Source organism: Noviherbaspirillum sp., assembly GCF_035254865.1.
GTDB lineage: Bacteria > Pseudomonadota > Gammaproteobacteria > Burkholderiales > Burkholderiaceae_D > Noviherbaspirillum.
Map to the genome: position 1 here is coordinate 56,376 of NZ_DATFAF010000010.1, position 21,630 is coordinate 78,005.

A 21,630-nucleotide genomic window follows, 5' to 3' on the forward strand; every position below is an offset into this window, starting at 1 on the left:
ATACGGTTAATGCATTGCCAATTGGCAAAAGCATAACGTTGAACATGATAATCGGCTGCCGCAATTCTGGCAATTTCAACAAGAATGTCGCTTAGGCTGGCTGGATGGTGTGACCTGCAATGATCCCGCCGCCCAGGCAGATTTCGCCGTCATAGAGAACGGCGGACTGGCCGGGGGTGACAGCCCATTGGGCGGCCGGAAAGGCAAGCGAAAAGCCGTCCGCTCCGGCCGGTGAAAATGCACATGGCACATCCGCCTGCCGGTAGCGCGTCTTTGCATTCAGCATTTTGGACTGCGGTGGCTCGCCCGCTATCCAGCTGGCCTGTTCGGCCTCGAGGGACGACGACAGCAACCATGGATGATCATGTCCCTGGACGACGTACAAGGTGTTGTGTTCGATGTCTTTCCTGGCGACGTACCAGGCATCGCTGCTTCCTTCGGCATTCTGGTATGACTTCATGCCGCCCAGGCCGATCCCCTTGCGCTGGCCCAGCGTGTAGAAACTCAAGCCGACATGTGTTCCGACCGTGTTGCCCTCGGGGGTCTTCATCGGCCCCGGCTTGTATGACAGATAGCGATTCAGAAATTCGCGGAAAGGACGTTCTCCAATGAAGCAGATGCCGGTCGAATCCTTTTTCTTTGCGTTCGGCAGACCGATTTTCTCTGCGATACGACGCACCTCGGTCTTGGGGATTTCGCCGAGCGGGAAAAGCGTTTTCGACAATTGCGCCTGGTTCAGCCGATGAAGGAAGTAACTCTGGTCCTTGCTGGCGTCGAGCGCTTTCAGCAACTCAAACCGGCCGGACTCAGCTTGGCGCACGCGGGCGTAATGACCGGTTGCGATCAGATCGGCACCAAGCTTCATTGCGTGGTCAAGGAAAGCCTTGAACTTGATCTCCGCATTGCACAGCACATCGGGATTGGGCGTGCGGCCGGCCTGGTATTCACGCAGGAATTCCGCGAACACGCGGTCCTTGTATTCGGCGGCGAAATTCACCGCTTCGATATCGACTCCCACCACATCGGCCACGCTCGCCGCATCGATCCAGTCCTGGCGCGTCGAGCAATATTCCGAATCGTCGTCATCTTCCCAGTTCTTCATGAACAGGCCGATCACTTCATAGCCTTGTTCCTTCAGAAGCCAGGCTGACACGGACGAGTCGACGCCGCCGGACATGCCGATCACGACACGCTTCTTAGCCATGCAGCACCCCGGTGGCGCTCGGATGCGTGTAAAGCAGCGACAACGGGGCACGCTTGCCTTCGAGGTAATCGTCGACACACCGCAGCACGAGCGGGCTGCGGTGCTTGCTTTCGCATGCCAGCATTTCTTCGCGCGTCATCCACACGGTGCGGAGAATGCCATGGTCGAGCGGGCGGTCGTGCGCTGCGCCGAGTTCTCCGGTAAACGCAAAGCGCAGGTAGGTGACCTGCTGCCCGGTCCGCGATGACAGATAACGCGACATGTACATGCCCACCAGTGCGGTCGGCGTAAAGTCGTGAGCCGCTTCTTCGAGCGTTTCGCGCGCCACGGCGTCGATCAGCGACTCGTTCGGATCGAGATGCCCCGCCGGCTGGTTGAAACGAATGCCATCACTGGTCTCTTCTTCGACCAGCAAAAAACGGCCGTCACGCTCGATGATGGCAGCGACCGTTACAGAAGGTTTCCAGACTTCACTCATAGTATCCCTTGAAGAGGGCGCCATTTTACCGTGCATGGGCGGCTCGCGCCGCGCTCGCATCGACTGCGCTTGGCTGCCCGTGTTGCAAACAAGACTGCCAGGAAGCCGAATATTCAGCGTCGGTACGGAAAACTTCTTGATGTTGCACAATTTTTTCAAACAAGTTTCGAATGCGCGCTTAAAAAAGTCGCTAAATTCTTTTTTCGCCGCTTTTTTCATTTATCCTCTGTGGGAATCGGTGTAAACAAGAAAAAAATGCCGGCTTTGTGGCCCCGATCAACAAGAGAATAAAAAAGAACGATTGTGCTATTTTTTGGTTTCCGTGTAAGATCGGTGTAAGAATTGAACATGGGAGAAGCACGTGGCGATCGACATGCCTGCCGTACACCGGTCGGGCCGACTTCATGCTGCCATTTCCCGCCTATTCATCGGAAATCAAATTGCCGCAACAAGGCTTTGTCTGCGCGGCGTGGAATTGTGTAATTAGGAGAAAAAATGCAACGCATCATGCTTCGGTCGAAGATCCATCGAGTCACCGTCACACAGGCCGATCTGCACTATGAAGGATCCTGCGGCATCGACCAGAACTTGCTGGACGCCGCCGATATCAAAGAGTTTGAGAAGATCGAGCTCTACAACATCAACAACGGAGAACGCTTTTCGACCTACGCCATCAAGGGCAAGCGCGGCAGCGGCGAGATCTCGCTCAACGGCGCAGCGGCGCGCCGTGCCCACCTGGGGGACCTTCTGATCATTTGTACCTACGCGCCGATGAGCGACGCAGAGGTTGAGACGTATGTGCCGAAGATTGTTTTCGTCGATGAAAAGAATCAGATCACAGGACTTAAAAAGTCGCCTGCATGAGGGCAGAAGAAAAACCGCCCTGTCCAGAATAAAAGAAAAGGTGCGGCCGCAGTGCCGTTCCCTCCACATGAATATCCACTTTCATAACCACCAAGGGGAAAGCGTATGCCTCTGACTATCGGAGTACCACGGGAGATTTTCCCGGGCGAAAAACGTGTTGCAACCGTTCCCGACGTTGTTGAAAAACTGATCAAGCTCGGTTTCTCCATCACCGTCGAGTCCGGCGCGGGCGATGCGGCGAACTTCAGCGACGAGACTTATCGCGCTGCGGGTGCGCAGATCGTCGACAGCGCCGCCAAGCTGTGGGCGTCGTCCGATATCGTGTTCAAGGTGCGCGGGCCGAACCCTGACGAAGTTGCGATGATGCGCGAAGGCGGCACCTTGATCAGCTTCATCTGGCCGGCGCAAAACCCGGAAATGATGAAGCAGCTTGCTGCCAAGAAGGCGACCGTGCTGGCCATCGACTCGCTGCCGCGCACTCTGAGCCGCGCCCAGAAGATGGACGCGTTGACTTCCCAGGCAGGCGTTGCCGGTTATCGCGCCGTCATCGAGGCTGCCAATGCATTCGGCCGCTTCTTCAGCGGGCAAGTGACGGCAGCCGGTAAGATTCCGCCGGCCAAGGTCTTCATCGCGGGCGCAGGTGTGGCCGGCTTGGCTGCGATCGGCACCGCCGCAGGCCTGGGCGCCATCGTGCGCGCCAACGACACCCGTGCCGAAGTGGCCGACCAGGTAGTGTCGCTGGGCGGCGAATTCGTCAAGGTCGATTACGAGGAAGAGGGCTCCGGCGGCGGCGGCTACGCCAAGGTGATGAGCGAAGGCTTCCAGAAGGCTCAACGCGAGATGTATGCCAAGCAGGCGAAGGAAGTGGACATCATCATCACTACTGCCTTGATCCCCGGCAAGCCGGCGCCGAAGCTGATCACGGCCGAGATGGTGAAGAGCATGAAGCCGGGCAGCGTCATCGTCGACATGGCGGCCGAGCAAGGTGGCAACTGCGAACTGACTGAGCCCGGCCAGGTGGTGGTGAAGCATGGCGTGACCATCGTCGGCTATACCGATCTGGTCAGCCGCCTGTCGAAGCAATCGTCGACGCTGTACTCGAACAACCTGCTGCGGCTTACCGAGGAGTTGTGCAAGACCAAGGACGGCATCATCGACGTCAACATGGAAGACGACGCCATCCGCGGCCTGACCGTCATCAAGAACGGGGAAGTCACCTGGCCGCCGCCGGCGCCCAAGCTGCCGGCCGCACCGCCGGCCGCCAAGCCGGCTGCCGTTGCTCCGGCAGCGAAAGGTCATGGCCATGGCGCTGCAAGCGAACCGGCTTCCGGCTCGCGCATCGCGGTTCTGTTCGGTGTCGCTGCCGCGCTGTTTTGGTTGATTGGCGCCTTTGCGCCGGCGGCATTCCTCGGCCACTTCACGGTGTTCGTACTGGCTTGCTTCGTCGGGTACATGGTGGTGTGGAACGTCACGCCTTCGCTGCATACGCCGCTCATGAGCGTGACCAACGCGATCTCGAGCATCATTGCCATCGGCGCGCTGGTGCAAATCGCGCCCCCGCTCGCCGCAGGCATTGAACGCCCGGGCGACTTGATCCGCTGGCTGGCCGTGGTCGGTATCGTGCTCACCTCGATCAACATGTTCGGTGGCTTTGCCGTTACGCGTCGCATGCTGGCGATGTTCCGCAAGTAAAAATAAAGGGAGCCGATAAAAATGTCTGAAAGTCTCACAACAGTCGCTTACCTGGGCGCTACCATTCTCTTCATTCTCAGTCTTGGCGGATTGTCGAATCCGGAAACTGCTCGACGCGGCAATCTCTACGGCATGATCGGCATGGCAATCGCCGTGCTCGCGACGGTCTTCGGGACGCATGTCACGACGGCCGGCATTCCGTGGATCATTGGCGCCATGGTCGTTGGCGGCGCGATCGGCCTGTACGCAGCGCGGACGGTGCAGATGACCCAAATGCCGGAACTGGTGGCATTGATGCACAGCCTGGTCGGTCTAGCCGCAACGCTGGTCGGTTATGCCAGCTACGTCGATCCTGCCGCAAGCGCAAGCTTCAGCGGTGCGGAAAAGGCCATCCACGAAGTCGAGATCTACGTCGGTGTCCTGATCGGCGCGGTGACCTTCTCCGGTTCGATCATCGCCTTCGGCAAATTGTCCGGCCGCATCGGCGGCAAGCCCTTGCTGCTGCCCGGGCGCCACTTTCTCAATCTCGCGGCCCTGCTGATCGTGATCTATTTCGGCAGGCAATTCCTGCATGCCGAGACGGTCGGCGCAGGCATGACTCCGCTTATCGTCATGACCGTGATTGCCTTGCTGTTCGGTATTCACATGGTGATGGCAATCGGCGGCGCCGACATGCCGGTCGTGGTGTCGATGCTCAACAGCTACTCGGGTTGGGCGGCGGCGGCAACCGGTTTCATGCTGTCGAACGACTTGCTGATCGTGACCGGTGCACTGGTGGGTTCGAGCGGTGCCATCCTCTCCTACATCATGTGCCGCGCGATGAACCGCAACTTCATCAGCGTGATTGCCGGCGGTTTCGGCACGGAAGGCGGCAAGCCCGCACCGGCGGGCGGCGCGGCGCAACCGGCAGGCGAAGTGTCGCCGGTCACGGCTGCCGAGACCAGCGAACTGCTGCGTGAAGCCAAGAACGTGATCATTGTGCCGGGGTATGGCATGGCAGTGGCACAAGCACAGCACACCGTCTATGAGATCACCAAATTCCTGCGCGAGAAGGGCGTGAACGTGCGCTTCGGCATTCATCCGGTCGCGGGTCGCATGCCTGGTCACATGAACGTGCTACTGGCCGAGGCGAAGGTGCCTTACGACATCGTGCAGGAAATGGACGAGCTCAACGGCGACTTCGGCGACACGGACGTCGCGATGGTGATTGGTGCCAATGACATCGTCAATCCGGCTGCACAGGAAGATCCTTCCAGCCCGATCGCCGGCATGCCTGTCCTGGAAGTGTGGAAGGCCAAGACCTCGATCGTCATGAAGCGCAGCATGGCTTCCGGCTACGCAGGTGTCGATAATCCGCTGTTCTACAAGGAAAACAATCGCATGCTGTTCGGCGATGCAAAGAAGATGCTGGACGAAGTGCTGGTTTCCCTGAAAGCAGCCTGATCGAAAGGCCGCCTCGTTGTGTGAAAGAGCCGCGCATTGCGCGGCTTTTTTATTCCCGTTGGCCGAACAGCATTTGTTCAGCCAGCATTCGCTTCGCGGGGTGCAACGCGTCCACCATTGCCAGTGAGAATCCCAGTGCCGCTTGCGACAAAGCGCCGTCCGGCGCGCTGGCGAAGATGCGGGCCAGGGTATCGGTCAAGGTGATGGTGAGCTTGCGGTCCGATTGCCGCATTTGAATGAATCGCTGCAGCATTTCCGCTGTCGCTTCGCGCGCAAGCAGGCGTGCCAGCACGGCTGCATCACGCAAGCCGAGATTCATGCCTTGTCCGGCGACTGGATGCAGGGTCTGCGCTGCATTGCCGATGGCAACCGTTCTGGACGATATCGCGGCATGGGCATTCAGGCCGAGCGGATAGGTGACGCGCGGCGTGATGCCGGTAAACCTGCCGAGCCGACTGCCGAATACGCCCTCCAATTCGGCCAGGAATTCGCTGTCCGGCAATGCATGAAGGCGCGATGCCGTGGCTGGACGCGCGCACCAGACCATCGCATAGCCATCGTCTTGCGGCAGCAGGGCCAGCGGGCCTTCCTCGGTGAAACGCTCGAACGCGCGATGCGCAATTGGCTGGCTGCAGCTCACGTGCGCGATGATCGCTGTCTGCTGGTAATCGCGACTGATCGATTTGGTACTTTGTTCAGAGAACACGCCGCCCTCGGCTTGCACCATGATTTCCGTGGTGAGGGAGCGGCCGTTCGAACATTTCAACTCGACGGAATCGGCGCGTTCCAGCGACGAAGTGACATGGATCGGACGCAGTGTCGTAATGCCGTTTCGCTCTGCAAGCGCGGCCATTGTCGACACCAGGACGCCGTAACGCGCCACGTAACCCAGCGCCGGAATACCATATTCTTCGCGATCGATGATCGTGCGGCCAAAGTGCCCGCGCCGCGAAACATGGATTTGATGAATCGCGTCGGCCGGGATGGGCCATGCCCCGACTCCTTCCAGGATCTGGCGGCTGCCATAGGAAAGGGCAATGGAGCGCGGATCTCGCGACACCGTTTCCAGTGGCTTGGCGTCGATCAGGGCGACGCGGGCCGCCGGGGTGCCACGTTTGACGAGGTGCAATGCGAGCGCCAGGCCGACGGGGCCGGCGCCGCAAATGGCGATATCGAAATCCGTTGTTGCCATTGCTTCAGCGCTTCATCACGGCTTCAATGTCCGCGACGGTCTTGGGCGCTGCTTCAGTGATGATGTCGCAGCCGTTCTCCGTCACCAGCGCATCGTCTTCGATGCGAATGCCGATATTCCAGAATGCTTCCGGCACACCGGGGTCCGGGCGCACATAAATGCCGGGTTCGACGGTCAATACCATGCCGGGCTGCAAGGCACGCCATGGTTTTTCTCCGTCGAGCACCGTCGTCTCGCGATATTCGCCGACGTCATGCACGTCCATGCCCAGCCAGTGGCCGGTGCGATGCATGTAGAACTGGCGATACGCCCCTTTTTCAATCACATCGTCCAGGCTGCCGACCTTGTTCTTGTCCAGCAAGCCGGTGTCGAGCATGCCTTGCGCCAGCACGCGAACGGCGGCGTCGTGGCCGTCCATGAAGCGCTTGCCGGGACGGATTTCGGCGATCGCCGCGGCTTGGGACGCGAGCACGATTTCGTACAGTGCCTTTTGCGGCCCGGTGAACTTGCCGCTCGCGGGGAAGGTGCGCGTGATGTCGGACGCGTAGCTGTCGAGCTCGCAGCCGGCGTCGATCAGGACCAGGTCGCCGTCCCTGATTTCCGCGTCGCTCGCACGGTAGTGCAGTACGCAGGCATTGGCGCCGGTGGCGACGATGGATCCATAAGCCGGATATTGCGAGCCATTGCGGCGGAATTCATGAAGCAGTTCGGCTTCCAGATGATATTCGCGCAAGCCGGGGCGGCAGGTCTGCATCGCGCGGCGATGTGCTTCGGCGGAAATGGCGGCGGCGCGCTTCATGATGGCAATCTCGGCGTCATCCTTGATCAGGCGCATCTCATCCAGCAGCACATGGACGTCGTGGACAACCGCTGGGGCGGCAATGCCCGCGCGCGATTGCATGCGCACCGCCTGCAACCAGTCCTGCACTTGCCTGTCGAGTTTGCTGTCGCTGCCCAGGGCATAGAACAGGGCCGGTGCATTGGCGAGCAATTTCGGCATTTCGGCGTCGAGCGCGCTGGCGGCATGCGCCACATCGAAACCAAAGGCTTCGCGCGCCGCCTCCGGGCCATAGCGATAGCCATCCCAGATTTCACGTTCGAGATTCTTCTCGCGGCAGAAAAGAATCGATTGATTCTTCTCGCCCGCGATCAGCACGATCACGGCTTCCGGCTCGTCGAAACCCGAGAGGTAATAGAAATAGCTGTCGTGCCGATAGGGATAGTCGGAATCGCGATTGCGCATGACTTCCGGTGCGGTCGGGATGATGGCGACACCGCCACCCTTGGCCTGCATCTGCTTCATCAATGCCGCACGTCGGGCTGCGTACGATTTCATTTGCGCTCCTTTGCGTTCTTCTAGCCGTTCAGTTGCGCCAGGCGTTCCGGTGTGCCGACATCGGTCCAGTCGCCGCGATACACTTCGCCGCCGACCTGCCCGCGTGAAGCATATTCGCGCAGGATGGGTGCAATCTGCGCCGATTGGCCAGGCTCGACGGAATCGAAGATCTCCGTACGGTATACACCAATGCCGGAGAACGTGTAGCGCGGCTCGCCTTCATTGACCACGGAAAAACTGTGCAATCCGAAATCGCCTTTCGGATGATGCGGCGGATTTTTCACCAGGTAGAGCCAGGCGACATCGCGCTTGTCGCGCGGATGCGGATTGCCCCACATGTCATTGTCTTTCAGCGCATCCTTGACCTGCTCGAAATCGAAGTGCGGGCAATAGATGTCGGCGGCAATCGCGACAAAGGGCTCTTCGCCGAGAAGATGACGTGCCTTGGCTACGCCGCCGGCAGTTTCCAGCGCTGTGCCTTCGGCGGAATAGGCAATGCGCGCACCAAACCGCGAACCGTCTCCCAGTGTTTCCTCGATCATGTGGCCGAGATGCGCGTGATTGATCACGATATCGGTGATGCCGGCGCGTACAAGATTCAGGATGTGCCAGACGATCAAGGGCCGGCCGCGCACTTTCAGCAGCGGCTTCGGGCAATCATCGGTCAGCGGACGCATCCGCTCGCCGCGTCCGGCGGCGAAAATCATGGCTTTCATGCTTGCGAAATTCCGTTCATCCTTGCAGTCTCAGAAAGTGTAGCCGACCGATGGCGCCTTTTCTTCCAGCTCATCCAGCAACCTGATCAGTGGCGCCAGCGCGTTGTAGCGGCCGGCTGCCTTGCGGGTGTATTCCATCACCAGCGGCAGGTCCTTCAGATAGCCATCCTTGCCGTCGCGATGATAGAGCCGCGCAAAAATGCCGAGTACTTTCAGATGCCGTTGCAGGCCCATGAACTCGAAGTCGCGATAGAAGGCGTCAACGTCCGGATTGACCGGCAGTCCCGCGCGGCGCGCGCGTTCCCAGTAGCGGATCGCCCAGTCCAGCACCATTTCTTCGTCCCACTGGATATAGGCATCGCGCAACAGCGACACCAGGTCATAGGTAATCGGGCCGTAGACCGCATCCTGGAAATCCAGAATGCCGGGATTGCCTTGCCCCAGGACCATCAGGTTGCGCGAGTGATAGTCGCGATGCACATAGACCTGCGGTTGGGCGAGATTGTTCGCAAGCAGGGTTTCGAAGACCTTGTTCAGCACTTCGGATTGCTTGTCTGTCATCGTGACGCCAAGATGCTTGCCGACATACCATTCCGGAAACAGCATCAGCTCGCGGTGCAGCAGTGCGCGGTCGTATTCCGGCAGGATGTCCGGCTTGCTTTGCGCCTGGATCAGCACCAGGGCGTCGATTGCATCCAGATAAAGCTTGTGGGCCGTATCGTGGTTGAGTTGATTCAGGTAGGTGGTCGAACCGAGATCGGACAGCAGCAAAATGCCGCGCGCGACGTCCTGCGCGAGCACTTTGGGGACGGAAACGCCGGCATCGCCGAACACCTCGGCGACATGGATAAACGGGCGCACATCCTCTTGCGGCGGCGGAGCATCCATCACGATATAGGTGGCGCCATCGCCTGCATCGGCGCGGAAATAACGGCGGAAACTGGCGTCGGAAGAAGCCGGCCGGATCGATTCCGGAAGGACTTTGATGTCTGGCACCGTAGCCAGCCATTCTTTCAATTGAATTAGACGGAGATCAGCGGGAGTATTTACAGACATGAAACTACCTGAGGCCTATAGACGGGGAGTTCCCATATAATAAGGGATTCAACTCAAAAAAGCGCCAGTCAATCCTCTCTTTTCATGAACCGGCTCCCAGCATTTCCTCCATCGCAACGTTTGCTTCGCATCCTGACCGCCGCTCTCACGGTGGCGTCGGCGCCGACGCTCGTTTCAGCGCAAGCAACGGCGAAATCCTCGCTGGTGAAAGACAAGGACGAACCGGCAACCGTCAGCGCCGAACAGATGACCGGCCGGCCCGATCGGGAAATCAACCTGGAGCGCAATGTCGAAATCACGCGCGGCCCGACGGTCATCAATGCCGACAAGGCAACTTACCGGATTCCGGAAGATGAGGTCGAGGCGAGCGGCAACATCCGCATGCGCCGCCTTGGCGACGCCTATACCGGCGACGAGCTGAAACTCAAGATCGAGGCGCAGGAAGGGTATGTCCTGCATCCGACCTACCACCTCGGGCGCAACAATGCGCAGGGTCAGGCCGAGCGCATCAATTTCGAGGGTGAAGACCGCGCGGCCGTCGTCGAAGGCTCGTACAGCACTTGCGAAGGTCCCGATCCGGACTGGTACTTGAAGTCGAGCAAGCTCAATCTCGATGCCGGGCGCGACGAAGGTTATGCGCGGCGCACAACGGTGTATTTCAAGGACGTGCCGATCCTGTTCGCACCGGCGATGTCGTTTCCGCTGTCGGACGCGCGCAAGACGGGCCTTCTGCCGCCGACCATCGGCACTACCAACAAGGGCGGTCTGGAATTCACGCAGCCGTATTATTTCAATATTGCGCCCAATCGCGACTTCACGCTGTATCCAAAGCTCTATGCGCGCCGTGGTCTGCAGCTGGGCGGCGAGGCGCGCTATCTGGGCGACGGATACTCCGGTGCAACCAGGGCCGAGGTCCTGAACAACGATCACCGCACCGGAACCAATCGTTATGCGATCTCATCGACGCACTCGCAGGTACTGGCGCCCGGCTGGAGCTTCGGATGGAATGTCAACAGCGCCTCCGATAACGACTATCCGAGCGATTTCTCGCGCACCATCACGACGGCTTCGCAGCGCCTGCTGTTGCGCGATGTCGCGCTATCCTACGGCAGCAGCTTCTGGAACGCGACCTTGCGCACCTCGAATTTCCAGGTGCTGCAGGACCCGATCGTGCCGATTACCCGTCCTTATGATCGCATGCCGCAACTGTCGGTCCATGCCGGCCAGCTGGATGTGAACGGTTTCGACTGGACTGCCGATTCGGAGCTCACGCGCTTTACGCATCCGAACTCGACCTTCGTGGAAGGCGACCGCTTTCTGGTGAATCCGCGCATTGCGTATCCGCTCATTCAGCCCGGATATTTCTTCACGCCGAAGCTGTCCTTGCATGCGACCAAATACCATTTGCAGACGCCGACGCCGGGCGCGACAAACGACCTGACGCGTGTGTTGCCCACCCTGTCGATGGACGGCGGCCTGGTGTTCGAACGCGATGCGGCGTTCTTCGGCAGCAGCATGACGCAGACGCTGGAGCCGCGTCTGTTCTATGTGTACACGCCGTATCGCGATCAGAGTGCCTATCCCAATTTCGATACGGCGGAAGCCGATCTCAGCTTCGCGCAATTGTTCAGCGAGAACCGCTTTGTCGGCAATGACCGCATCAGCGACGCCAATCAGCTGACCGCTGCATTGATCACGCGTTACATTGAGCCGACCGGCGCCGAGCGCATGCGTTTCGCAGTCGGCCAGCGCTTTTACTTCAGCGAGCAACGGGTGACCCTGGGGCCGGTGCGCAACGAAAGCCGTTCGGACCTGCTGCTGTCGCTGTACGGGCAAATCAGTCCGAAACTGAGCATCGAAAACAATATCCAGTACAGCCAGTCGCTGCACTCGATGAGCCGCGCCAACTACGGCGTCCGCTGGCAGCCGGCACCCAAGCGCGTGTTCAATCTGCAATACCGCCGCGACCGGGTGAACCGGCTTGAACAGGTCGATGTGGCGGCGCAATGGCCTTTTGCCAATCGCTGGTACGGCGTGGCCCGTGTAAACTACTCGCTGCCCGACAGCAAAGTGGCGGAAGGCTTGCTTGGCGTGGAATACAAGGCCGACTGCTGGGTTTTCCGCATGGTCGGCCAGCGCATCCCGACCGCGACAGGCGAGGCGACCTCGGCCCTGTTTTTCCAGCTTGAGTTGAACGGACTGACCCGCCTCGGCTCCAATCCCCTTGATGCGCTGAGGGCCAGCATTCCTGGCTACCAGTTGGTGAATCAACCCAGTAACCCATAACGAAGCATGTCAAACATGAAAATTCTTTCGACCACGCTCAAGACTGCGAAATCCTTGTCCCGCTTCCGGTTCGCGGTCGCGCTGTGTGCCGCCATCAGCGTGCTGCCGCAGGCTGGCGCTCAGGTCAAGACGACGGGCGCGCAAGCCGAAAAGGCGCCGCGCATCTATCTTGCCGATGCGATCATCGCCGTTGTCAATAACGAGGTGATTACGCGCCAGGAGCTGGTTGAGCGCATGCGCGTGGTCGAGCGCCGCATGAAGAACCAGGGCATCGCCTTGCCGCCCCAGCCCGAATTCCAGCGTCAGCTGCTGGAGCGCATGATCGTCGATCGCGCGCAAATGCAGTTGGCAAAAGAATACGGCATCCGCGTTGACGACAGCATGCTCGATCGCGCCGTGGCGCGCATCGCCGAACAGAACAAGATGTCGCTGCAGGAGTTCCGCACCCAGCTCGAGCGTGAAGGCACGCCGTTCGCGAAATTCCGCGAAGAGATTCGCGAAGAGATCATCATGCAGCGTCTGCGCGAACGCGAGGTCGACAACAAGATCCAGATCACGGAATCGGAAGTCGACAACTATCTCGCCGCGGAACAGGGCGCGCAGGCGCAGCAGGAATATAAGCTGTCGCATATTCTAGTGCGCATTCCGGAGAATGCGACCGCCGAGCAGATTGCCGAGCGACGCAAGCGCGCGGAAGGCGTGCTCCAGCAAGTGCAGGCGGGAGGCGATTTCGCCAAGCTGGCGGCGACCTATTCCGACGCGACCGATGCATTGAACGGCGGCGATCTCGGCTGGCGCAATCCGGACCGCCTGCCGCAATTGTTCGTCGATACGATCGCCGGCATGAAGCAAGGCGAGACTTCGCAGCTCCTCAAGAGCTCCAATGGCTTCCACATCCTGAAGCTGGACGGCAAGCGCAGCCCTAGCGTGATGAAGGCCGGCGGCGCGGCGGCCGTGCAGCAGACGCATGTGCGCCACATCCTGATCAAGGTGAACCAGATCGTGTCGCCCGCCGATGCCAAGCGCAAGCTGACGGAGCTCAAACAGCGCCTGGACAACAAGGCCGCCAAGTTCGAGGATCTGGCGAAACTGTTTTCCAACGATCTGTCGGCCTCCAAGGGGGGCGATCTCGGCTGGATTTATCCGGGCGATACCGTTCCTGAATTCGAGCGCGCAATGGATGCGCTGCAGCCGGGGCAGATCAGCGAGCCGATCGAATCGCCGTTCGGCTATCACCTGATCCAGGTGCTGGAGCGCAAGAAAGATGACGTCTCGCAGGAGCGCCAGCGCCTGATCGCGCGGCAGGCGATCCGTGAACGCAAGCTGGAAGAGGCGACGCAGGACTGGCTGCGCCAGGTGCGCGATCGTGCCTACGTCGAATATCGCTTCGACGTCAGCGATACGCAATAAGCGGCCGTGAGCACCCGACCGACCATCGCGATCACCTGCGGCGAGCCGGCAGGGATCGGCCCGGAGATTTCCATCAAGGCGGCATGGGCGCTGCGCGACAGCGTGAACAGCGTGCTGATCGGCGACGCCGCGCTCCTGTCCATGACGGCATCCGACATCGATCCGGCGATCCGGCTGGTCGCGATCTCGACACTCGCATTCCGCAACAGCGGTCTGCCGCATCTTGCACACGAGCAGATCGCCGTGATCGATTGCCCGCTGAACGAACCGGCAGTGCCGGGCAAGCTGGATGCGCGCAACGGGCGCGCCGTTCTTCAAACCTTGGATGTCGCCATCAAAGGCGCCATGCAAAAGCAGTTCGATGCCATCGTGACCGCGCCTCTGCAGAAAAGCACGATCAATGACGCCGGCGTGCCGTTCACAGGACACACTGAGTATCTCGCGGAAAAGACGAACACGCCGCAGGTCGTCATGATGCTGGCCGGCGGAGAGCCCTTGCTTCGCGTCGCCCTGGCAACGACGCATTTGCCGCTGAAAGACGTGGCTGCGGCGATCACCTTCGACAGCCTGATGCGCACGATCGAGATCGTGCATCATGATCTGCAACGCAAATTCGGATTGCCCAATCCGCGCATTCTCGTCACCGGATTGAATCCGCATGCGGGTGAGGGCGGTTACCTCGGTCGCGAGGAAATCGATGTGATCACGCCGGTGCTGCAGGCTGCGCAGACAAAAGGCATCGACGCGCGCGGCCCCTATCCGGCCGATACCCTGTTTCAGCCAAAATATCTGGAGCAGGTGGATTGCGTGCTGGCGATGTATCACGACCAGGGCCTTCCCGTGCTGAAGCATGCGAGCTTCGGGCGCGGCGTCAATATCACACTCGGCCTGCCCATCATTCGGACTTCAGTCGACCACGGCACTGCGCTCGATCTCGCTGCGGCCGGACTTGGGCATGCTGACCATGGCAGCATGCTGGAAGCAATCAAGATGGCGGCGCAGATGGCGGCCGCTTCATCCACCAAGGCGCAATGAAACATATCCCACGCAAACGCTTCGGTCAGAACTTCCTGACCGATCAGTCGGTGTTGTATGACATCATTCGCGCCATCGACCCGAAAGCCGACGACACGATGGTGGAGATCGGCCCCGGCCTGGCGGCGATGACGCGCCTGCTGCTTGAGTCGCTGAAGCAGTTGCATGTGGTTGAGCTCGATCGCGATCTGGTCGCACGCTTGAAGAAAACCTTCGATCCCGCGCGTCTGATCGTCCACGAGGGCGATGCACTGCAATTCGACTTCGCATCGATTTCCGTCGAACCCGGGCACAAGCTGCGCGTGGTCGGCAATCTGCCCTACAACATCTCCAGCCCGCTGCTGTTTCATCTTGCGCAGATCGCGCCACAGGTGCAGGACCAGCATTTCATGCTGCAGAAGGAAGTGGTCGAACGCATGGTCGCCGCGCCGGGCAGCAAGACGTACGGCCGCTTGTCGGTCATGCTGCAGTGGCGCTATTACATGGAATTGCTGTTTGTGGTGCCGCCGAGCGCTTTCGATCCTCCACCCCAGGTCGACTCGGCCATCGTGCGCATGATTCCGCTTGCACAGCCTCTGCCGTGCGATGCATCGAAGCTGGAGCAGGTGGTGGCGAAGGCTTTCTCGCAACGGCGCAAGGTCATCCGCAATTGCCTCGCCGGCATGTTTACCGAGGCCGATTTGATCGACGTCGGCATCGACCCGCAGGCACGGCCGGAAGCGGTGCCGGTCGAGCAGTTCGTGGCATTGGCAAACAGCTTGCCCTGACGCCGAGAATGGGCGCGCCTGTCCGACTTAAACCAGTCCGAACCACCCGAGCAGTGCGCCGACGCCGAGCATCCACAGCAGTGGCATTCTGGTGCGCCAGATCAGCAAGGCCGCCACCAGCGTCAAAAGCCACAGCCGCCAATCTCTCGCCGGGTTGTCGTGGGCGCTGGTCAGAATCCAGCCGGTGGAAATCAGCAGCGCAATCACGATCGGTGCCAGGCCCAGCTTGAACGCGCGCACCGCGCGCAAACTGCGGTTGCGATGGCCCCATTGCGCGGCCAGGTAGGTGAGGGTCGTGCTGGGCAACATGATACCGACCATGGTGAGCAGCACGCCGAACAGGCCCATCCAGAGGCTGCCGGTATTGATGCCGACATGCCAGCCCATCAGGGCCACGAACAGGACATTCGGCCCGGGCGCCGCCTGGGCGATGGCAATCGATGCATTGAACTGCGGATCCGTCAGCCAGTGCTGCTCATCCACGAGGTAGCGGTGCATGTCGGGCGCCGTCGTGATCGCGCCGCCGACGGACAGCAAGGACAGCGCCAGGTAATGCACGAAGAGCTGAATCCAGTCGCTCCATTGCAGGGAAATCAAGGCGCCACTCACGGCTTGAGCTTTCGATAGGCCAGCACGTACGCAATCCCGCCTAGTCCCGGCAGCACATAGGTAAGCGGCCAGTGGAGCAGTGCGACCGCGATGAAGCAGGCGACGCTGAGCGCGATACAGAGCGGCATGCCAAGCGGGCTTGTCCTGAGCGCGGTGAGCAGCTTCAATCCGGCTGCCGTAATCAGGCCGGCAGCAACAGCGCCCATGCCGCGCAAGGCGCCGGCAAGCGCGGGATGGTCGGCGAATTGTGCATAGATGAAGGTCAGCAGCAACACGATGATCAGCGGTGCGGTCAGCATGCCCGCCAGGGCCGCGAGCGCTCCCCGCAAGCCGAAATAGCGGCCGCCAATCATCAGCGACAGGTTCACCACGTTGGGGCCGGGCATGATCTGCGCGACGGCCCACTCCTCCACGAATTCTTCCCTTGTCATCCAGCGCTTCTTTTCCACGATTTCGTGCTGGACGATGGCAAGTACACCGCCGAAGCCTTGTAGCGCCAGCAGGGAAAAGGAAATGAACAGGTCGCTCAGAGACTGAGGGCGCGGGTGGTCGCTTGTGGCAGGTGCTTCCATGAGTCGATCGAAGCCTTTATGCGGGCTTGCGCTCGATCAGCTCGATCTTGTACCCGTCCGGATCCTGCACGAAGGCGATCACCGTCGATCCGCCTTTGACCGGGCCTGCTTCGCGCGTGACGGTGCCGCCTTGCGCTTTCACGTTCTCACAGGTCTTGTAGGCGTCTTCCACTGCAATCGCGATATGGCCGTAGGCGTCGCCGAGATCGTACTTCTCGACACCGTAGTTGTAAGTCAGTTCGAGTTCTGCATGCTCGGGATTCTTGCCGTAGCCGACGAAGGCCAGCGTGTATTTCTGCTCCGGCCGGTCGGTCGTGCGCAGCAGATTCATGCCGAGCACCTTGGTATAGAAATCGATGGAGCGCTGCAGGTCGCCGACCCGCAGCATGGTGTGAAGAATACGCATGATGATTTCCTGTTGTTGTTCAGAAGATAGGCAGCGTTTCCGGCCCGCTCTCGCGCAATACCCGCTTGGCCGCCTGAAATTCCGGGAACACGGATTGCACCGTGGCCCAGAAGCGCGGGCTGTGATTCATCTCGCGCAGATGCGACAACTCGTGTGCAACCACATAGTCGATCATCGGCATGGCAAAGTGGATCAGCCGCCAGTTCAATCGAATCTTGCCCTCGGCGGTGCAGGAGCCCCATTGCGTTGCCGCCGACGACAAGGCGAATGACCGATAGCTGACACCGAGCTTTTCCGCATAGAGCGGCAGGCGCTCGGCAAAAATGCGTTTTGCTTCGGCCTGCAGCCATCCTTGGACACGATCTTTCAACTGTTGTTCGCCGGCGTCCGGCGGCAGGCAAACCGTCAGTTCGCGCGTGCTTGCATCGTAAGCAATGCCCGCCGACTGCGCGGCGAGTATGCGCAACTTCACGTCATTTCCAAGATAAGGCAGGATTGCGCCATCGCACCACTGCATGTGCGGCTGCAGGCGGCGCGCCGAACGTTCGCGGCGTTCGCTCAGCTTGGCAAGAATCCAGCGCTGCTTTTCACGGATCGCGCTTTCGATTTCCGCAACGGTAACCCAGCGCGGTGCGGTGATTCGCAAGCCGTCGTCATCGATCAGAAACCCGATCGAGCGGCGCTTGGAACGCAGCAGGCGGTAATCGAGGATATGCTGATCGACCTGAATGCGTCGTCTGCCTGTCTGGGGTGTGTTCGGAGGCGGTGTTCCCGGTGTCGGGGCCAATTCCAGCGGTTCGCGTTGCGGAACCAGTGCCGATCCCGGCGCCTGTTTCGGCGCCGGCTGATCGACCCTGGGCTGGGAAGAAAATTCTGGAGAAAAAAAGTCTAGCTGCAGCGCAAGCTGCTGTGGATCAGGCGGAGTCTGGCGTAGCAGCTTCAAGGGAGTCTGAGAGATTGTCTTTTGAATAAATTCCGGGCGAGGAAATGACTCGCATCTCAGATTCTATCCAATTTTCAACTTGTTGCATTAACTCAGGTGCGGTCAGCCCTTTTGGTGAGATCGGTTTGCCAATCGATACGGTGATGAGACCAGGCTTTTTGATGAAGGAATTCTTCGGCCAGCATTCGCCCGCATTCATCGCAATCGGCACCGCGACGGTGTTGGTTTCCACAGCGAGCCGTGCACCGCCGCCCTTGTACTTGCCCTTCTTGCCGACATGCGAACGCGTCCCTTCCGGGAACATGATGATCCACTGGCCATCCGCCAGCCGCTTCCTTCCGCGTTCGACCACCTGTGCAAACGCATCTCGCGCATTGCCGCGATCGATCGGGATCATGCGCAGCAGCGCAATGCCCCAACCGAAGAACGGGATATACAGCAGCTCTTTCTTGAATACGTAGACCAGCGGGCGCGGCATCGCATAGAGAAAGAAAATCGTCTCCCAGGCCGACTGGTGTTTCGACAACAGGATGGCCGGCGAATCCGGCAGATTTTCGTAGCCCTTGAACTGATACCGGATGCCGCAAATCGTCTTGGCGGCCCAGATCACGAAACGGTTCCAGAAGGAGGTCAGGAAGTAGCGCTTGTTATAGGGCAGCGGCGCGAACAGAAAGCACATCGGCGCCCAGATCAGCGTTGCGAGAATCATCAGCAACGTGAACAGGAGCGAGCGCAGGAACAGATTGAAGTTGGACATCGAGTCTCCAGTCATGGGAATACATTCCAGCGGCGCGAATCACGCGGCGGCAGGAACATCCACATTCGTTTTTAATAGATGGTCGACCACGGCGGCCAGATCGGGATAAACGGTTGTGCCCGGAGGCAGGCCGCCGGTGGCTTGCGTCTTTTTTCCTTTTCCGGTCAGGACCAGGTAGGGTGTGCAACCCGACACAAAGCCGGCTTGCAGATCGCGCAGCGAATCGCCGACCGTCGGCACGCCTTTCAAGCTGACATTGAACCGTTTTGCGATTTCCTGCAGCATGCCGGGCTTGGGTTTGCGGCAGTCGCAGTTGTCGTCGGCCGCATGCGGGCAAAAGAAGACGGCGTCGATCGTGGCGCCGACCTGCTTTGCCGTCGTGTGCATTTTTTGATGGATGCCGTTCAGCGTCACGATGTTGAACAGGCCGCGTGCAATGCCGGACTGGTTGCTGGCCACGATGACGCGATAGCCGGACTGATTCAGGCGGGCGATGGCTTCCAGAGAACCGGGAATCGGAACCCATTCGTCCGGCGACTTGATGAACTTGTCCGAGTCGTAGTTGATGACGCCGTCACGGTCCAGGATGATCAGTTTCATGCTCGCGTGCTCTGTTGGTATGCTCAGTCTGGCGCTCACGCTGCCAGCTTTGAAATATCCGCCACCTGATTCATCATGCCATGCAGATCGGACAGCAGCGCAAGGCGGTTGTTGCGCAGCTGCTCGTCTTCGGCCATCACCATCACGTCATTGAAAAAGGCGTCCACATCATTGCGCAAATGCGCGAGGGACTTCAAGGTGCCGGTGTAATCGCCTTTGGCGAAGGCGGCATCGACGCGTGGTTTCAGTTCGACGATCGCGGAATACAAACCTGCCTCCGCCGCTTCTTTCAGCAAGCTGCGCTGTACCGCGCCGGTGCCGACTTCGGTTTTCTTGAGGATATTGGTGATGCGCTTGTTGGCCGCCGCAAGCGATTCGGCTTCCGGCAATGCCGCGAAGGCATGTACGGCATCCAGGCGCTCGATGATGTTGTCGAGGCGGTCGGGATTTTGTACCACCACCGCTTCGATTTCGTTCTGTGCGTAGCCGCGTTCGCGCAGCAAGCCGCGCAGACGGTCCAGCATGAAATTCAGGACGTCCGCAGTGGAGTTCTTGAAGTTGGTGTTGCCGGCAAACAGTTGCGCGGCATCCCGCAGCAATGTGTCCAGCGACAATGGCAAGCGCTTTTCGACCAGCATGCGCAACACGCCGAGTGCATGACGCCGCAATGCGAACGGATCCTTGTCGCCGGTCGGCTGCAGGCCGATGCCCCAGATGCCGACCAGTGTTTCCAGCTTGTCCGCCAGTGCGACCACCGTGCCGGTTTGGGTTGCGGGCAATGCATCTCCCGCAAAACGCGGCTGGTAGTGCTCGGACGCCGCCAGCGCCACTTCCTCATGCTCGCCATCGTGGCGCGCATAGTAGGTGCCCATGATGCCTTGCAGCTCAGGGAATTCACCGACCATGTCGGTCAGGAGGTCGGTCTTTGCGAGCAACGCGCCGCGTTCGGCGAGTGCGACGTCGGCTTTCAGCGCCTGGGCGATCTTGCCGGCCAGCGTTTTGACGCGCTCGGTGCGCTGCGCCTGGGTGCCGAGCTTGTTGTGATAGACCACATTGGCCAGGCCGGGCAAGCGGTCTGCCAGTTTCTTTTTCTTGTCCTGCTCGAAGAAGAATTTTGCATCGGACAGGCGCGGGCGCACGACGCGCTCGTTGCCGCCGATGATGTGTTGCGGATCCGTCGTCTCCAGATTCGACACGATCAGGAAACGCGAACGCAGCCGGCCGTTCGCGTCGGTCAGTGCGAAATATTTCTGGTTGGTCTGCATCGTCAGGATCAGGCACTCCTGCGGCACGGCGAGGAAGCTTTCTTCGAAGTTGCACGGGTAGACCACCGGCCATTCCACCAGTGCGGCGACTTCATCGAGCAAGGCCTCGGGCATCAGCACCTTGTCGTGACCGGCTTTCTCGAGCAGAGCGGCGCGGATCTTTTCCTTGCGCGCGCCGACGGACGGGATCACTTTGCCTTGTACTTCCAGCGTCGTCTCGTACGATTCCGCGTTTGCGACAGCCAGTTCGCCCTGCGACAGGAAACGATGTCCGAGTGTCGACCGGCCGGCGGACAGGCCGAGGATCGCGACCGGCACGACTTCGCTGCCGTGCAGCGCGATCAGCTTGTGCGCCGGGCGCACGAACTGCACCGTGGAGCCGTCGGGGCGCTGGTAGCTCATCACTTTCGGAATCGGCAATTTGCCGACGGTTTCTTCCAGCGCGGCCTCGAGGCCGCTGTGCAAGGAAGAACCCGGTGCGGTGTAGGTATGGAAAAAGCTTTCTGCCTTGCCGTCCTGCGCGCGCTCAAGGTCGCTCAGCTTGAGGTCGGGGAATCCGAGCGCCGCCAGTTTCTTCGCCAGCGGCGGCGTGGGATTGCCTTCCTTGTCGAGCGCGACCGCGACCGGCAGCACTTTTTCGCGAATCGATTTGTCGGGCGAGCTTGCGCGCACTCTGGTAATCGAGACCGCAAGGCGGCGCGGCGTCGCATAGGAGGTCACGACGGAATCGGCTTCGACAAAATCACGCGATTTCAAGCCGTTGAAAATGCCGGCGGCAAATGCCTCTCCCAGCCTGGCCAATGCCTTGGGCGGAAGTTCTTCGGTAAGCAGTTCGACTAACAGTGTCTGGTTCATGTTTATTCTGCGTTCTTTCCGTTCTCACCCTCTCGCACAAGGGAAGGGTGACATGGGTTTGGGTTGATCAATCAGAAAACCCAGCCTTCGCCCAAGCGCCTCGTTGAAGAGGAGGAACCCGGTCGAAGTTATCGTTGTTCGATA

The 21,630-nt window shown here is 60.0% G+C and carries 20 protein-coding genes; 7 read left to right on the forward strand and 13 right to left on the reverse strand.

Features of this window, described 5'->3' with window-relative positions:
- Nucleotides 1–91: 91 nt before the first annotated feature.
- The gene (gene mnmA, locus VJ651_RS02870) at nt 92–1,204 is read right to left on the reverse strand and encodes a tRNA 2-thiouridine(34) synthase MnmA (protein ID WP_324105970.1); all 1,113 of its coding nucleotides are present in this window, start codon (nt 1,202–1,204) and stop codon (nt 92–94) included.
- Nucleotides 1,197–1,682 carry an NUDIX hydrolase gene (locus VJ651_RS02875; RefSeq protein WP_324106006.1) on the reverse strand — a complete coding sequence of 162 codons (486 nt, stop codon included), beginning with the start codon at nt 1,680–1,682 and terminating at the stop codon, nt 1,197–1,199. The genes mnmA and VJ651_RS02875 overlap by 8 nt, the downstream gene beginning before the upstream one ends.
- 495 nt (nt 1,683–2,177) lie before the next feature.
- On the opposite strand from VJ651_RS02875, the gene panD reads away from it, so the two are divergent.
- The 3 genes from panD to pntB all read left to right on the forward strand — a co-directional run bounded on the left by panD (nt 2,178) and on the right by pntB (nt 5,681).
- Nucleotides 2,178–2,546: an aspartate 1-decarboxylase gene (gene panD / locus VJ651_RS02880; RefSeq protein ID WP_324105971.1), complete on the forward strand. Its 369-nt coding sequence runs from the start codon at nt 2,178–2,180 to the stop codon at nt 2,544–2,546.
- Between the two features lie 105 nt (nt 2,547–2,651).
- A complete protein-coding gene (locus tag VJ651_RS02885; RefSeq protein ID WP_324105972.1) occupies nt 2,652–4,238 on the forward strand; it encodes a Re/Si-specific NAD(P)(+) transhydrogenase subunit alpha in 1,587 nt (528 codons plus the stop codon).
- Between the two features lie 21 nt (nt 4,239–4,259).
- Complete coding sequence (pntB, locus tag VJ651_RS02890) at nt 4,260–5,681, forward strand: Re/Si-specific NAD(P)(+) transhydrogenase subunit beta (RefSeq protein ID WP_324105973.1); 1,422 nt, start codon at nt 4,260–4,262, stop codon at nt 5,679–5,681.
- A gap of 49 nt (nt 5,682–5,730) precedes the next feature.
- On the opposite strand, the gene VJ651_RS02895 is transcribed toward pntB, so the two are convergent.
- From VJ651_RS02895 to VJ651_RS02910, 4 genes are read right to left on the reverse strand one after another with little or no spacing between them, the layout of a single operon-like run.
- Nucleotides 5,731–6,873 (reverse strand): UbiH/UbiF/VisC/COQ6 family ubiquinone biosynthesis hydroxylase, encoded by a 1,143-nt coding sequence (locus VJ651_RS02895; RefSeq protein ID WP_324105974.1) that lies wholly within the window; start codon nt 6,871–6,873, stop codon nt 5,731–5,733.
- A gap of 4 nt (nt 6,874–6,877) precedes the next feature.
- Nucleotides 6,878–8,209 carry a Xaa-Pro aminopeptidase gene (gene pepP / locus VJ651_RS02900; RefSeq protein WP_324105975.1) on the reverse strand — a complete coding sequence of 444 codons (1,332 nt, stop codon included), beginning with the start codon at nt 8,207–8,209 and terminating at the stop codon, nt 6,878–6,880.
- A 20-nt stretch (nt 8,210–8,229) separates the two neighbouring features.
- Nucleotides 8,230–8,925, reverse strand: coding sequence for an N-acetylmuramate alpha-1-phosphate uridylyltransferase MurU (gene murU, locus VJ651_RS02905; RefSeq protein ID WP_324105976.1), 696 nt, complete (start codon nt 8,923–8,925; stop codon nt 8,230–8,232).
- A gap of 30 nt (nt 8,926–8,955) precedes the next feature.
- On the reverse strand, nt 8,956–9,981 hold the full coding sequence (locus tag VJ651_RS02910; RefSeq protein ID WP_324105977.1) for an aminoglycoside phosphotransferase family protein: 1,026 nt from the start codon (nt 9,979–9,981) through the stop codon (nt 8,956–8,958).
- Between the two features lie 84 nt (nt 9,982–10,065).
- Between VJ651_RS02910 and VJ651_RS02915 the strand changes: the two genes are divergently transcribed.
- Genes VJ651_RS02915 through rsmA form a run of 4 tightly spaced genes read left to right on the forward strand, consistent with a single transcriptional unit; the run spans nt 10,066 to nt 15,479 of the window.
- Nucleotides 10,066–12,267 carry an LPS-assembly protein LptD gene (locus VJ651_RS02915; protein WP_414691295.1) on the forward strand — a complete coding sequence of 734 codons (2,202 nt, stop codon included), beginning with the start codon at nt 10,066–10,068 and terminating at the stop codon, nt 12,265–12,267.
- A gap of 15 nt (nt 12,268–12,282) precedes the next feature.
- Nucleotides 12,283–13,677: a peptidylprolyl isomerase gene (locus VJ651_RS02920; protein WP_324105979.1), complete on the forward strand. Its 1,395-nt coding sequence runs from the start codon at nt 12,283–12,285 to the stop codon at nt 13,675–13,677.
- A gap of 6 nt (nt 13,678–13,683) precedes the next feature.
- Nucleotides 13,684–14,712: a 4-hydroxythreonine-4-phosphate dehydrogenase PdxA gene (gene pdxA, locus VJ651_RS02925; RefSeq protein WP_324105980.1), complete on the forward strand. Its 1,029-nt coding sequence runs from the start codon at nt 13,684–13,686 to the stop codon at nt 14,710–14,712.
- Entirely contained in the window at nt 14,709–15,479 is a 771-nt protein-coding gene (gene rsmA, locus VJ651_RS02930) for a 16S rRNA (adenine(1518)-N(6)/adenine(1519)-N(6))-dimethyltransferase RsmA (protein WP_324105981.1), read from the forward strand. The genes pdxA and rsmA overlap by 4 nt, the downstream gene beginning before the upstream one ends.
- A 27-nt stretch (nt 15,480–15,506) precedes the next feature.
- Here the strand turns inward: rsmA and VJ651_RS02935 are convergent, their stop codons facing one another.
- The 7 genes from VJ651_RS02935 to glyS are packed head-to-tail and all read right to left on the reverse strand — an operon-like array spanning nt 15,507 to nt 21,486.
- Nucleotides 15,507–16,088, reverse strand: coding sequence for a chromate transporter (locus tag VJ651_RS02935; protein WP_324105982.1), 582 nt, complete (start codon nt 16,086–16,088; stop codon nt 15,507–15,509).
- The gene (locus VJ651_RS02940) at nt 16,085–16,660 is read right to left on the reverse strand and encodes a chromate transporter (RefSeq protein ID WP_324105983.1); all 576 of its coding nucleotides are present in this window, start codon (nt 16,658–16,660) and stop codon (nt 16,085–16,087) included. The genes VJ651_RS02935 and VJ651_RS02940 overlap by 4 nt, the downstream gene beginning before the upstream one ends.
- Before the next feature lie 16 nt (nt 16,661–16,676).
- The gene (gene gloA / locus VJ651_RS02945; protein WP_324105984.1) at nt 16,677–17,066 is read right to left on the reverse strand and encodes a lactoylglutathione lyase; all 390 of its coding nucleotides are present in this window, start codon (nt 17,064–17,066) and stop codon (nt 16,677–16,679) included.
- Nucleotides 17,067–17,085: 19 nt separating this feature from the next.
- On the reverse strand, nt 17,086–18,009 hold the full coding sequence (locus tag VJ651_RS02950) for a SprT family zinc-dependent metalloprotease (RefSeq protein ID WP_324105985.1): 924 nt from the start codon (nt 18,007–18,009) through the stop codon (nt 17,086–17,088).
- Complete coding sequence (locus VJ651_RS02955; RefSeq protein WP_136418939.1) at nt 17,981–18,766, reverse strand: lysophospholipid acyltransferase family protein; 786 nt, start codon at nt 18,764–18,766, stop codon at nt 17,981–17,983. Before VJ651_RS02955 ends, VJ651_RS02950 begins: the two co-directional genes overlap by 29 nt.
- A gap of 39 nt (nt 18,767–18,805) precedes the next feature.
- Nucleotides 18,806–19,366 (reverse strand): D-glycero-beta-D-manno-heptose 1,7-bisphosphate 7-phosphatase, encoded by a 561-nt coding sequence (gmhB, locus tag VJ651_RS02960; RefSeq protein ID WP_324105986.1) that lies wholly within the window; start codon nt 19,364–19,366, stop codon nt 18,806–18,808.
- Nucleotides 19,367–19,401: 35 nt separating this feature from the next.
- Nucleotides 19,402–21,486: a glycine--tRNA ligase subunit beta gene (gene glyS, locus VJ651_RS02965; protein WP_324105987.1), complete on the reverse strand. Its 2,085-nt coding sequence runs from the start codon at nt 21,484–21,486 to the stop codon at nt 19,402–19,404.
- Nucleotides 21,487–21,630: the final 144 nt, after the last annotated feature.